Origin of the sequence: Paraburkholderia edwinii, from assembly GCF_019428685.1 — a bacterium.
Classification (GTDB): Bacteria; Pseudomonadota; Gammaproteobacteria; order Burkholderiales; family Burkholderiaceae; genus Paraburkholderia; species Paraburkholderia edwinii.
Map to the genome: position 1 here is coordinate 56,285 of NZ_CP080096.1, position 12,742 is coordinate 69,026.

General features: G+C 63.8%; 13 protein-coding genes and 1 pseudogene. 5 read left to right on the forward strand and 9 right to left on the reverse strand.

What is annotated here, in order from left to right:
- Positions 1 to 75 precede the first annotated feature (75 nt).
- On the reverse strand, positions 76 to 768 hold the full coding sequence (locus tag KZJ38_RS22140; protein WP_219801856.1) for an MgtC/SapB family protein: 693 nt from the start codon (positions 766 to 768) through the stop codon (positions 76 to 78).
- Positions 769 to 927: 159 nt separating this feature from the next.
- Here KZJ38_RS22140 and KZJ38_RS22145 point away from each other — a divergent pair, with 159 nt between their 5' ends.
- Positions 928 to 2,073, forward strand: a complete 1,146-nt coding sequence (locus KZJ38_RS22145; protein WP_219801857.1) for an AGE family epimerase/isomerase — start codon at positions 928 to 930, stop codon at positions 2,071 to 2,073.
- Positions 2,074 to 2,137: 64 nt separating this feature from the next.
- On the opposite strand, the gene KZJ38_RS22150 is transcribed toward KZJ38_RS22145, so the two are convergent.
- On the reverse strand, positions 2,138 to 2,998 hold the full coding sequence (locus KZJ38_RS22150) for an MBL fold metallo-hydrolase (protein ID WP_219801858.1): 861 nt from the start codon (positions 2,996 to 2,998) through the stop codon (positions 2,138 to 2,140).
- 44 nt (positions 2,999 to 3,042) lie between these two features.
- A pseudogene (locus tag KZJ38_RS22155) lies at positions 3,043 to 4,092 on the reverse strand (methyl-accepting chemotaxis protein); the annotation flags it as partial.
- A 245-nt stretch (positions 4,093 to 4,337) separates the two neighbouring features.
- On the opposite strand from KZJ38_RS22155, the gene KZJ38_RS22160 reads away from it, so the two are divergent.
- Positions 4,338 to 4,796, forward strand: coding sequence for a PaaI family thioesterase (locus tag KZJ38_RS22160; RefSeq protein WP_219801859.1), 459 nt, complete (start codon positions 4,338 to 4,340; stop codon positions 4,794 to 4,796).
- Between the two features lie 112 nt (positions 4,797 to 4,908).
- On the opposite strand, the gene KZJ38_RS22165 is transcribed toward KZJ38_RS22160, so the two are convergent.
- From KZJ38_RS22165 to KZJ38_RS22190, 6 genes are all read right to left on the reverse strand, one after another.
- Positions 4,909 to 5,757, reverse strand: a complete 849-nt coding sequence (locus KZJ38_RS22165) for an ureidoglycolate lyase (protein ID WP_219801860.1) — start codon at positions 5,755 to 5,757, stop codon at positions 4,909 to 4,911.
- Positions 5,758 to 5,834: 77 nt separating this feature from the next.
- Positions 5,835 to 6,578: an SDR family oxidoreductase gene (locus KZJ38_RS22170; RefSeq protein WP_219801861.1), complete on the reverse strand. Its 744-nt coding sequence runs from the start codon at positions 6,576 to 6,578 to the stop codon at positions 5,835 to 5,837.
- Between the two features lie 84 nt (positions 6,579 to 6,662).
- Positions 6,663 to 7,496 (reverse strand): amidohydrolase family protein, encoded by an 834-nt coding sequence (locus KZJ38_RS22175; protein ID WP_219803557.1) that lies wholly within the window; start codon positions 7,494 to 7,496, stop codon positions 6,663 to 6,665.
- Between the two features lie 7 nt (positions 7,497 to 7,503).
- On the reverse strand, positions 7,504 to 8,544 hold the full coding sequence (locus KZJ38_RS22180) for an aldo/keto reductase (RefSeq protein ID WP_219801862.1): 1,041 nt from the start codon (positions 8,542 to 8,544) through the stop codon (positions 7,504 to 7,506).
- Between the two features lie 90 nt (positions 8,545 to 8,634).
- Positions 8,635 to 9,951, reverse strand: a complete 1,317-nt coding sequence (locus KZJ38_RS22185; RefSeq protein ID WP_219801863.1) for a UxaA family hydrolase — start codon at positions 9,949 to 9,951, stop codon at positions 8,635 to 8,637.
- Positions 9,952 to 10,048: 97 nt separating this feature from the next.
- Positions 10,049 to 10,357: a UxaA family hydrolase gene (locus KZJ38_RS22190; protein WP_219801864.1), complete on the reverse strand. Its 309-nt coding sequence runs from the start codon at positions 10,355 to 10,357 to the stop codon at positions 10,049 to 10,051.
- 164 nt (positions 10,358 to 10,521) lie between these two features.
- Between KZJ38_RS22190 and KZJ38_RS22195 the strand changes: the two genes are divergently transcribed.
- The 3 genes from KZJ38_RS22195 to KZJ38_RS22205 all read left to right on the forward strand — a co-directional run bounded on the left by KZJ38_RS22195 (position 10,522) and on the right by KZJ38_RS22205 (position 12,512).
- Complete coding sequence (locus KZJ38_RS22195) at positions 10,522 to 11,346, forward strand: IclR family transcriptional regulator (protein ID WP_425518405.1); 825 nt, start codon at positions 10,522 to 10,524, stop codon at positions 11,344 to 11,346.
- A gap of 138 nt (positions 11,347 to 11,484) precedes the next feature.
- Complete coding sequence (locus KZJ38_RS22200) at positions 11,485 to 12,024, forward strand: hypothetical protein (protein WP_219803558.1); 540 nt, start codon at positions 11,485 to 11,487, stop codon at positions 12,022 to 12,024.
- Positions 12,025 to 12,245: 221 nt separating this feature from the next.
- Positions 12,246 to 12,512, forward strand: coding sequence for a DUF4148 domain-containing protein (locus KZJ38_RS22205; protein WP_219801866.1), 267 nt, complete (start codon positions 12,246 to 12,248; stop codon positions 12,510 to 12,512).
- The last annotated feature ends 230 nt before the right edge of the window (positions 12,513 to 12,742 follow it).

Genomic DNA, 12,742 nt, shown 5'->3' on the forward strand with positions numbered 1-12,742 from the left:
TCAATCAAGCCGAGCAAAGCCGCGCTGAATAACGGTGCAAAGACGGCACACGGCATCAAGCCTCGGGTGCCGCCGTCATTGCCCAGCCCCACTGCCGTTGTCGCGAAACTCCTTCACACCCGGAAACTGCCGGAGTTGCTCGCACACTGCCTTGTATTCCTGCGGCGCCACGCGGCTGAACACGATCACCACTTCGTCGAGCTCGGGCGAGTCGTCGCACTGCTGCACGACGAACTGCTTGACGCGCACGGCCGATGGACCGAGTGCATCGTGCAGCGAGTGAAACGTCAGCGTTCCGCGTTCGACGAGCACGGTCATCTGGCGGCGCTGCTTCACCGTGATGAAGCGCCGCTCGATTGGCTTGATGCCCGCGAGGATGACGAGGATGATCAGCGTCGCGGCAATCGACGCCGTGTACAGACCGCCGCCGACCGCAAGGCCGATCGCCGCCACCGACCATAAACTCGCGGCCGTGGTCAACCCGCGAACGATCTCGCCGCGCAATAGAATCGATCCTGCGCCGAGAAAGCCGATGCCCGATACGACTTGCGCGGCGACCCGCGACGGGTCGAGCACGACATGTTCGTTCTGCAGCACATCGAAGAAGCCGAACGCGGATACGATCATGATCAGCGTCGAGCCGACGCACACGAGCATATGCGTGCGCAGCCCTGCCGCCCACGACAGGCGTTCGCGCTCGAAGCCGATTACGCTGCCGAGCGCGGCCGCCATCACGAGCCGTGCGATAAGTTCAAGATTGCCTGGCATATCGACCCCCTTGTTTTTGGTTGGTCAAGCAAGATGCGGTCCGCGCCGGCCCCGGGCGGCGTACCATAGCGGGTTATTCTCTTGTATTCGCTTGCCTTTCGGTGCCGGCCGTGCGCCGCCCGCGAGCGGCGCGCCTTATTTTCACCTTGAATTCGAAACATGAGCCCATCTGCTCCGACGACTGCCACCGCGCTTTCGCTGCGCGAACATTTTGCACGCGTCGTCCTGCCGACCTGGCGCGGCGCCGGTTTCAACGAGGCGCTGACCCTGCCTTACGAAGCGCTCGCCGCCGACGGCCGCCGTCCGCTGCCGGCCGTCCGTTATCGCGCGATGGCCTGCGCGCGCCAGCTATTCGTGTTTGCGCAGGCCGGCGATACCGATCATGCGCAGCGGCTTTTCGAAGCGCTGCTTCATTACTTTCAGGACAAGCGGCACGGCGGATGGTTCTACAGCGTCGACACGCAAGGCGCGCCGCTCGATACGACGAAGGATCTGTACACGCATGCATTCGTGGTGTTCGCATGTGCCGAATATGGCGCCCGCTCAGGCAATCGCGACGCATTCGATATGGTGCATCGCACGTCGGCGGTGATCGAAGAGCGCTTTTCGGTGCTTGATGGAGCACATGCCGGGTCACATACCTCAGCACATGCCGCGAAGAACCTGCTGCACGGCCTCTACCACGCGGCACTGAATTCAGACTTCTCGAGCGTCACCGGCGCGCCGCTGCAAAACCCGCTCATGCATCTGACCGAAGCGTGGCTCGCCGCGCGCCAGGCGACCGGCGACGCCGCATACGATACCGTGCTCGAGCGCCTGTGCAACGCGGTCGCGCGCGCGTTCGTGCATGCGCCTACCGGTTGCATCGCCGAACTACCGATCGGCAGCGCGGACAACTGGCTCGAACCCGGGCATCAGTTCGAATGGTTCTGGCTCGTGCGGCAAGCGGGCGGGTTGCTGAGGCAATCGGGCCTCGACGAGCTGCTTTCGCGCGCGTTCCTTTTCGCGCAGCAGCACGGCGTGGATGCCACCACCGGCGGCGTCGCGCTCGCACTCGACGAACAGGGGGCGAGCCGGGACGCGACGCAGCGTATCTGGGCGCAATCGGAATATTTGCGCGCGCTTGCGGTTCATCCCGATGCAGGCGTGCGCGCCGCGCTGCCGCGGCAGATCGAACGCTTCAGCGAACGCTTTCTGAGCCCGCAAGGCTGGCACGAATGCAAGACAGCCGCGGGCGACGTCACGCGCGACGATATGCCGTCCACCACGCCTTATCACCTCGCAACGGCCTACGCCGCGCTTTAAAGCTAAAGCGCGGCCTCAAGGTTCGACCGGAACGCAACGCACACGGCAAGGCCCGCGCTGCCGCTCAAAGGATGTTGAGCGGCGTCTTCAGATAGCGGATGCCATTCGCCTCGGGCGGCGGCGCGACGCCCGCGCGGATATTGAGCTGGATCGACGGGATCAGCAGCGTCGGCGCACCGAGCGTCGCGTCTCGCGTCGTGCGCATCTCGACGAACGCGTGCTCTTCCACCGAATCGTGCATATGGATGTTGCGTTCGCGCTGGTCGGCAACCGTTGTATGCCAGCAGACGCCGCGTCCGTTCGGCGGATAGTCGTGACACATGTAGAGCTGCGTGTCCCCGGGCAGGCTCAGCAGCCGGCGAATCGACGCGTATAACATGCGCGCATCGCCGCCGGGGAAATCGCAGCGCGCGGTGCCGACGTCCGGCATGAAAAGCGTATCGCCGACGAACACCGCGCCGTCGAACTGGTACGCGACATCAGCAGGCGTATGACCCGGCACATGCAGCACGGTCACGTCGAGTTCGCCGACCCGAAAGGTTTCGTCCGCAACAAAGAGGCGATCGAACTGCGAGCCGTCCGCATGAAACTCAGGCTCAAAGTTGAACACGGGCCCGAAGATCTTCTGCACCGACTGGATGTGCTCGCCGATACCGATCGCGCCGCCCAGATGCTCGCGCAGATAAGGCGCCGCGGACAGATGGTCCGCATGCGCGTGTGTTTCCAGCAGCCATTCCACGTCGAGCTTCGTTTCGCGCACGAACGCGATGATGCGGTCGGCCGAATGCGTCGACGTGCGCCCGGCGCGCGGGTCGTAGTCGAGCACCGAATCGATGACCGCGCAGGGTGAACCGGGGCCGGCATGGACTACGTAGCTGATCGTTGCCGTGGCAGGGTCGTGGAACGCTTCGATCGCAGGTTTCATCAGTTACCTCGGATTGAACCGGCAGCAACTGCACGATAACCGACCTATCGTGTGCCTGCCAGCACCGAATCGGAAATCTCAAACACTGCGACTGCATCTTTCAGCTGACGGGTCTGCTGGTGCAGCGAGGCGGCCGCCGCCGCGGCCTGTTCGACGAGTGCCGCATTCTGCTGGGTCATCTCATCCATTTGTACTACCGCCTGATTCACCTGCTCTATGCCGGTACTCTGTTCGAGCGACGACGCGCTGATATCGGCCATCATCTGCGTGACCCGCGAAATCGACGCGGACACCTCATGCATCGCCTCGCCGGCGCGCTCGACGAGCGACGAGCCGTCGCGGATCTCCGCCACCGACTCGTTGATCAGCGCCTTGATCTCCTTGGCCGACTGCGCGCTGCGCTGCGCGAGGCCGCGCACTTCGCCCGCGACGACCGCGAAGCCGCGCCCCTCTTCGCCCGCGCGCGCGGCTTCGACCGCGGCGTTGAGCGCAAGAATGTTGGTCTGGAACGCGATGCCATCGATCACGCCGATAATCTCGGCGATGCGGTCGGAGCTTCGCGCAAAGCCACGCATCTTCGCGACGACATCGTCGACCACGCCGCTGCCGCGCGACGTGGCGTCGAGCGCGTTCGTCGCAAGCGTGTTCGCTTCGCGCGCATGGTCCGCGTTGCGGCGCACGGTCGCGGTCAGTTCCTGCATGCTCGCCGCCGTTTCCTCGAGCGACGCGGCCTGGTTTTCGGTGCGTGCTGAAAGATCCGCGTTGCCGGTCGCGATTTCGTCGGCGCCGATATGGATCGAATCCGCGGTTTCGCGCACGGTACGCACGGTGCGCGCGACGCTCGCCTGCATGCTGGCAAGACCTGCAAACAGATGGCCGATTTCATTCGTGCCGCGCGCTTCGACGCGCTCGTTCAGGCGTCCTTGTGCGATGCGGTCGAAGTGCCGGCCCGCATCCTCGAGCGGCACGACCACGCCGCGGCGCACCGCGAGATAGACGGCCAGCGTGCCGCCGAACAGCAGGACCAGAATCACAATGCCGACCGTCTGAAACAGCGCGAGCCGGCTGTCGATCGAATCGAATGACGCGTGACTGATGCGTTGCCGTAGGAAACCGTTGCATTCGGGTTTACGGCAATAAGGGCATTCGCTTGAGATGCCTCAACGAAATCATGCGTTCGAAAGTCGCGAACAGCACCAGGCGCGTGCCAAACATCGATTGCTGTCGTTTTTGGCAAAAATTAAGGCGCGAATTTTCGCGATTACCTTGACTTGGCGCGAATGCGCTTTCTAGAGTGGGTGGAACGTCACTGCGGGCCTCGACCCGAAGGAATACGACGATGACCGATCTCCTGGACCGCGCGCGCGGGGCATTGCATGCGCAGCCGTTCAGCACGCTGCTCGGCACGGAACTGATGTATGTCGGCGCCAACGAGCTGACGCTATGCCTGCCGATCCGCGACGAGCTGCGGCAACAGCACGGGTTTGTGCACGGCGGCGTGATCAGCTATCTCGTGGACAATGCGCTGACGTTTGCCGGCGCGCTTGCGCTCGGGCCGAGGGTGATTACCGGGGAGTACAAGATCAACTATCTGCGGCCCGCGGTGACCGGCATTCTGATGGCGCGCGCGGAGGTCGTGTATGCGGGCCGCCACCAGGCGACCTGCCAGTGCAGCGTGTTCGTGACGGATGGCGATCGCGAACGGCTCGTCGCAGTCGCGCAAGGCACGATCAACCGGATCGGCGACGGGTCGGAGAACCACAGGGGGGACGAGCGGGGGGAACCGCAGGTCGACTGATGAAGGACGCGCGCAATGTGCCGCGAGGGCGTCGTTACTATACAAAATCGAAAACCGGTAGTAACACGCAGAGCGGCAAAATTCGCCGCCCCGCGCATCAATGCGACAGCGATTACTCCGCCGCGTAAGTCTTCTGCTGCTGCTCGCCGAGGCCTTCAATGCCGAGGCGCATCGTCTGCCCCGCCTTCAGATAAACCGGCGACGGCTTCACGCCCATACCGACGCCCGGCGGCGTGCCCGTCGAAATCACGTCGCCCGGCTGCAGGCTCATGCACTGCGACAGATACGACACGAGCTTCTTCACGCCGAAGATCATCGTCTTCGTGCTGCCGTTCTGGTAGCGATGGCCATCCACCTCGAGCCACAGCTTCAGGTTCTGCGGATCGGCCACTTCGTCGCGCGTGACCATCCACGGGCCGATCGGGCCGAACGTGTCGAAACCCTTGCCCTTGTCCCACTGCCCGGCGCGCTCGATTTGCCACTCGCGCTCGGACACGTCATTGATCACGCAGTAGCCGGCCACGTAGTCGAGCGCGTTCGCCTCGTCGACATACTTCGCTTCCTTGCCGATCACGATGCCGAGTTCGACTTCCCAGTCGGTTTTCTTCGAGCCGCGCGGAATCTCGACGTCATCGTTTGGGCCGCAGATCGCGCTCGTCCACTTGTTGAACACCACGGGCTCGGGCGGCACCGGCAGATTCGATTCAGCCGCGTGATCCGCGTAGTTGAGGCCGATACAGACAAACTTGCCGATCTTGCCGACGCACGGACCGAGGCGCGGATTGCCGTCGACGAGCGGCAGCGTTGCCGGATCGAGTGCACGCAGTTTCGCGAGGCTGGCATCGCCCAGCACGCTGCCGTCGATATCGCCGACTACCTTTGACAGATCGCGAACCTTGCCTTGTGCATCGAGCAAGCCCGGCTTTTCCTGACCTTTCGGTCCGTAACGAAGCAGTTTCATCGTTGCAGTCTCCTGTAAGTGCAAAGTAGTTCGATTCGGCGACGCCTCAGTGGCGCCGCCGTGATGCCTGCGGCCGGTCAGTTGGACCAGCCGCCGTCGATCAGATGCGCATGGCCGGTCGTGAATGCCGACTCGTCCGAGGCCAGATAGAGCGCGAGCGCCGCGATTTCCTCCGGCTTGCCGACGCGGCCCATCGGCTGGCGCGCGACGAACGCGGCCTGCACGTCGGCGACGCTCTTGCCTTGCGCCTGAGCCTGCTCGGCGATGCGCTGTTCGAGCGACGGCGACGAGACCGTGCCCGGGCAAATCGCGTTACAGCGTACACCACGCGTCACGAAGTCCGCCGCAACGGCCTTTGTCAGGCCGATCACCGCCGCCTTCGATGCGCCGTAGACGAAGCGGTTCGGCACGCCCTTCACGCTCGACGCCGCCGACGACATATTGATGATCGATCCGCCGCCCTTCTCGAGCATGCCGGGCAGAAATGCGCGGATGGTCCGGTACATCGCCTTCGCGTTCAGGTCGAAGGCGAAATCCCAGTCTTCTTCGCTTGCTTCGAGAATCGAGCCTGCGTGTACATAGCCCGCGCAGTTGAACAGAACGTCGACCGGGCCGACCTCTTTTGCCAGCGCGTTGATCGCGGCTGTGTCGCGCACATCGAGCTTGCGCGCTTCGACGGGCTTGCCGGCCAGCGAGTCGAGCTTGATGTCGGTGGCGATCACGCGCGCACCTTCGCGTGCGAAAAGTTCAGCGGTCGCAAGGCCGATGCCTTGCCCGGCAGCGGTGATCACGGCGGTTTTGCCGGCCAGTCGTTGGGTCATCTGCGGCTCCAAATGGGTTTAACTCGGGTTTATGTGAGTTCGATACGGGTTCGAAGCGGTTCGGATTGCGCGTTGTAGCCGCGGTTAAAGCCGATAGAACGCTGCGGCGTTGCCGCCGAAAATCGCGTCGCGTTCTGCCTCGGAAATCGAGGAAAGCAGCATCGTCGCAATCGAATGCCACAGCAGATAGTCGCCGTTCAGGTTCAGCACCGGCCAGTCGCTGCCCCACATCAGGCGCGCGGGCCCGAATGTCGCGAGCAGATGATCGACGTAGGGCCGCAGCGTCGCTTCGGTCCAGCCCGCGGCCGCTTCGGTCGCGAGGCCCGACAGCTTGCAGTGCAGATGCGGCAGCCGCGCGAGCCGCGTGATGCCCTCGGCCCATGCGTGCCAGCCCGCGCTGCCGTCGCGGATGGCCGGTTTCGCGCCGTGATCGACGACGATGCGCAGCGCCGGAAAGCGCTGTGCGAACGTCTCCAGGGCGTCGACGTGGCGCGTGAAGATCAGCGCGTCGAAGGCGAGATCGTGCGCGATCAGCGCGTCGATGGCCGGCGCAAGCGCGGGGTTGGCGATCCAGTTGTCGTCGGGCAGGTCCTGCAGCATCGGCCGCACGCCCTTGAATTTCGGCTCGCGCGCGAGTTCCGCGAGCAACGCGGGCGCGTCGGGTTCGAGCAGCGGTACCCAGCCGACCACACCGGCAACCGAGGCTTCGTTGCGCGCGAGGTCGAGCAGATAGCGCGTTTCGTCGACGGTCGGCGCGGCCTGCACGATCACCGTGCGCGCGACGCCCGCGCGCTCGCGCAACGGCGCGAGGTCCGCCGGCCCGAACACGCGATACAGCGGCGTGAGCGCGGGCGTGAGCCACCCGTAGTCGCCGCGCGACGGGTCCCAGTAGTGCTGATGTGCGTCGATCTGCGGCATCGTCATGTCACGCCTCCGGCACCGGCGCGCGCCGGTCGATCAAGCCCTGGTCCTGCAGCGCCTGCCACAATTCGACGGGAATCGGCCGCTCGAACGATTCGACGTTCTGGCGCACTTCGTCGGCACTGCGCGCGCCGGTCAGCACGGTCGCGACCGACGGATGCGCATACGGAAACTGCAGCGCCGCGGCGGCAAGCGGCACGCCGTGCGCGCGGCAGACTTCTTCGAGACGCGCCACGCGCTCGATCACTTCGGGAGGCGCCGCGCCGTAGTTGAACTTCAGATCGCCGGACACCCCCTGCGCGAGAATCCCCGAATTGAACGCGCCGCCCAGCAGGATGCTCACGTTGCGCTTCTCGCAGTTCGGCAGCAAATCGTTCAGCGTCTGCTGTTCGAGCAGCGTATAGCGGCCCGCGAGTAGCGCGCAGTCGATCTCGAACTCGACCATCATTTCGAGCACGACCGGGCCTTCGTTGACGCCGAGGCCAACCGCCTTCACGACACCGGCCGAGCGCAATTCGTCGAGCGCGCGAAAGCCGCCGCCGTCGGTCAGCTGCTTCCAGTAGATCGCGTGCTTGTCGCCGTGCGTCATGCGGCCGATATCGTGAACCAGCAGCATGTCGATATCGATAATGCCGAGGCGTTGCTGGCTGTCTTCGAACGAACGCAGAATGCCGTCGTGCGTGTAGTCGTAAATCGCTTCGAACGGCAGCGGATTCTGCCAGCCTTCGCTGCCGTCGTACGGATGCGTGCGCGGCACGAAGCGGCGGCCTGCCTTGGTCGACAGCACGTATTCGTCGCGCGGGTAGCGGCGCAACGCGTCGCCGAGCCGATGCTCGGCCTTCGTGTGCCCGTAATGCGGCGCGGTGTCGAAGTAGCGCACGCCGGCGTTCCATGCGGCGTCGACGGTGTCCTGCGCTTCCTCGTCGGTCAGATCGCGATACAGGCCGCCCAACGGCGCGGTACCGAGGCCAAGGCCGCTGACCTGCAAGTTGCGACGGCCGATCGCGCGGCGGCGCTCGACCTTCGAATCGATTGCGGATGTCATCCGGGTGTCTCCAATTTTTAGCGCGCCGCTTCGGGTTCGTGATGCCGCAGCGTTATGTCGCAGCTTTATGTCGCAACTTTACGCGGCCACTCAGCGCGGCGCGACCTGCACCGTTCTTCGCGGCAGCGCCGCACTGGACGGCAGGCAAGCGGGCCCGACCGGCTCGAACGTTTTGTACGTCAGAATAAACTCCTGGTGGCCGAGCGTTTCCGATTTCGACGGCTCGCCCTGCGCCACATTCACCGTCACGTCGAACACTTCGAGGCCCACGTCCTCGAGCGTCGCGCGGCCTTCGAGTATCCGGCCCGCGTCGACATCCATGTCGCCGGACAGATTGCGATACGTGTCCGGATTCGCGCAGACCTTGATGACCGGCGAAATCGCGGAGCCGACCACCGAGCCGCGGCCCGTCGTGAACAGGATCAGATGCGAGCCGCAGGCGATCAGTTCGGCGATCTCGGCATTGTCGCTGATGTTCGGGAAGCCGAAACGCGGCTCGCCGTCGGGCACCACGTCGAGCAGGTAGAGGCCGCCGGTCGGCGGCACATCGCCGGGCTTCACGATGCCGACGATCGGCGACCCGCCGCTTTTCGCATAGGCGCCGAGCGACTTTTCTTCCTGCGTCGTGAGCCCGCCGTCCGCGTTGCCGACCGCGAAGCTGCCATGTCCGAGTATCGAGTAGTAGCGCGCGGCCTTCGCCACGCAGGCGACGATCTCGTCGCCGAGATCGGGACGCGCCGCGCGGCTTTTCATATGGAACTCGCAGCCGACGAGTTCGCCCGTTTCCTCGAAGATGCAGGTTGCGCCCGAGTCGATCAGCCGGTCGAACGCGCGGCCGACCGCCGGATTCGCGGTGATGCCGCTCGTGCCGTCCGAGCCGCCGCAGACCGTGCCGATCACGAGTTCGCTCAACGCCATCGGCACCTTCTGTTGCTTCGCCAACCCGGCGCGCGCCTCTTCCACCCAGTCGATGCCGTGCTGGATCGTGCTGCGCGTGCCGCCCTTTTCCTGAATCGTCAGGACTTCGACAGGCCTGCCGCTCGCGCGCACGACGTCGACCAGATAGTGCTTGTTCATGCTCTCGCAGCCGAGCGAGACGAACAGCACAGCGCCGACGTTCGGGTGCGTCGTCAACTGCTCCATCATCTTTTCGGCGTAGTTGTTCGGGTAGCAGCCGGGGAAGCCGATCAGATGCACGGGCGGACCGCGCTCGGCCGATAGGTCGTCGAAGGCGTCGAGCGGCTCGCGGAAATGCGTGACGATCTCGCGCGCGACGTGATGCGCGCATTCGACCAGATACGCAACCGCGACCACATTGCGGATGCCCTTGCGGCCATCGCTGCGCAAATAGCCTTGCAGCATGGGCTGCTGCTGCGCGGCAACGGGGGAAATCGAGGTGTCGGTCATGAGGTTTTCGCGTCGCTTGTGGCGAGGCCTGTGAGGTCGGGTGCAGCCGGGTGCGGCTGGTTCGGCGGTTTCACGCGGTGGCTAGCCGTGCGTCCCGTCAATGTTGAACGAATGCGTGCCCCGCGTCGTGCGTGTACGTCGGCAGGTAGTCGCTTTCGAGGTTGTGCGTGTGCAGATGTTCGCCGCGCACGACGTCAGCGGTCACGTGGCCGATCACCGCGCCGTAGCGCAGCACTTTTTCATCTTTGGCGAGCGCACGGCGCGCCACCTTGTGGCCGAGATCGATCGTCTTCGCGAGCGTCACCGTCTCGCCTTCGATATCGAGCCGCGTTCCGGCCATAAGCCGCGCCCCGGCAACGAGGCAGTTGTCCTCGGGGTTCAGCAGGATCAGTCGTGGGTCTGTCATGGCCAGCTCTATTGACTATTTACTAATAAACGTATTATTCATATTCGAACCTTCACTGGTCAAGGTATGAACCCGCCGCGGGCGTCCGTGTTTTCCCTGGCGACGGGTTGCGTGCCAATTCCCTGGATAATGGGATGCGAACAAACAGACATCAGACGGTCACAATGGATCTCCAGGTGGACGACAAGGACGACGGCGACCGTTACCGCGCACCCGCGCTGGACAAGGGTCTCGACATCCTCGAGCTGCTCGCGGAGCAGAAAGGCGGGCTGACGCGCGCCGAAATCACGAAGCTGCTCAACCGCAACGCGAGCGAGATCTACCGCATGCTCGAGCGGCTCGTCGCGCGGCAATATGTGGTGCGCTCGGCGGGCGGCGACCGTTACTCGCTGAGCCTCAAGCTCTACGCGCTCGCGCACCGCCATCCGCCGATGGAGCGGCTGATTTCCGAAGCATTGCCGCTGATGCAGCGCTTTGCCTCGCAAGCGGAACAGTCGGTGCACCTCGCCGTGTACGATCGCGGCAATCTGCTCGTGATCGCGCAAGTGGACGGGCCCGGGACCTGGGGCATCGCGGTGCGCCTCGGTTCACGCGTCGGCCTCGTCGACACGGGCTCGGGCCGCTCGATGCTCGCGTTCCAGACGCCCGAACAGCGCGCGCATATGCTCGCCGAGCACACGGCCGTGAAGGGTGAAGTGACGATCGATCACGACGCGCTCGAAGCGGCCTGCGAGCGCATACGCGAAGCCGGCTTTTCGCAGAAGGACAGCCAGCAGATTTTCGGCGTCACCGATCTGACCTTTCCGCTGCTCGGCTCATCGGGCCAGGCGATCGCCGCCGTGACGTGCCCCTACCTCAGGCGCATCGACGAATACGTCGCGCCTTCGCTCGAGCAAACCACTGCGCTGTTGCGTGAAACCGTGCAGGCACTATCGATGTTTCGCGAGTTCAGTATCAGCGACGAACCCGCTCCGCAAGCCGCCACGTAGGCATTCGAATAGCTGGAAATCGCACGCGCATGCGTTAGAATGGCGGCCCTTTCCGAACCCGCCGCACTTCGGCATGTACAGATGCACGCATGCACGAGCGCGCGCTTTTCAATCCGCTTCGATACGCTTCCATACGCAATGGCCAAACTGCTGTCCGACCACGAATTCCAACGCTTCACCGAACTTCAACAGAAGCAGGCAAGCTTCACGATCACCAGCGAAGAAGCCGACGAGCTGCGCGACATCGTCGCGCGTGCGCAGCAAAAGCGCGACGATCGCACGGCCGCCATGCAGGCCATCGAAACGTATATCGGCCAGTTCGAGATCACGCCCGACGAGCTGTTCTCTCCTGAGCAGATCGGCGAAGCAGCCCGTTCCTATGGGCTGATTCCAGCCGCAAAAAAGGAACGCGCGCTGCCGCCGACGCTGACGTTCAATGGCAAGCCTTATCAATGGACGCGCAATTTGCCCGACGAAATCCGTGTACCGCTATTCGACGCGTTCACGAGTGGGCAATCGGTGAAGCCGTTTATCGCAACTCCGAAAGACGCCGCGCGTTGCGCAGCGACGATCGCGCGGCTCGAACGCGAGACGGGCACCGTCTACGCGGATGCATGGCTTGAAGAACTCGCGGTCTCGCGTACGCAGATCGAAGAGGCTGCGACAAAGCTCGCCTGAGCTCACATTGAGCTCACCTCGAGTTCGCATGAGCTCGCGTAAAAACGGTTAACCGCCTCAACCTCAAACTTATTCCCCTGCGCGCACGCGAATTTGAAAATTTCGCGTGCGCTATGTCATTGGCGTCCTTACGAACGAACTTTTTCACGCTGTCAGGAATATCTCCGTGACGGGTCATGTTTACCCGATTGCAAACCGCACAACTCGTCAAGGAGACGGAAATGAAAATGTTCGCGATGTTCGCCATGGCACTTGCAGCATTCAGTTCAGCCAACGTATTTGCGCAGCAGAAAACACGCGCCGAGGTCTATCAGGAACTCGTGCAGGCGAAACAGAATGGTCTCGATTTCGTGACCGATGCTTCGTATCCCGACGTGAGCCCGGTGTATCAGAACACGGTTGCTTATCTGAAGCAGAAGGCTCTCGCAAAGAACGGGCAGCAGGATGGTCATTCGACCGCCGATGCCAACACGTCGGTCGCGCACTGAGGTGACCGGCATGCAGCACGATCACTCTCCCCGCGAAAGGCAGGCCGTGCGCGGCGCATCGTCTCGCCGCGGACCGCGCGCCATGCTTGGCGCAGCACGCCGCTCGAAAGGCCTTCTGCTTGCCGCCGTCGCCGTTTTCGCAGTCAGCGCCTGCGCTTCGCTGCCGCCTTCCGGCGCGAACGCCAACAATGCAAACAGCTGCACCGGCCCCGTCAGCTACTGCAATATCT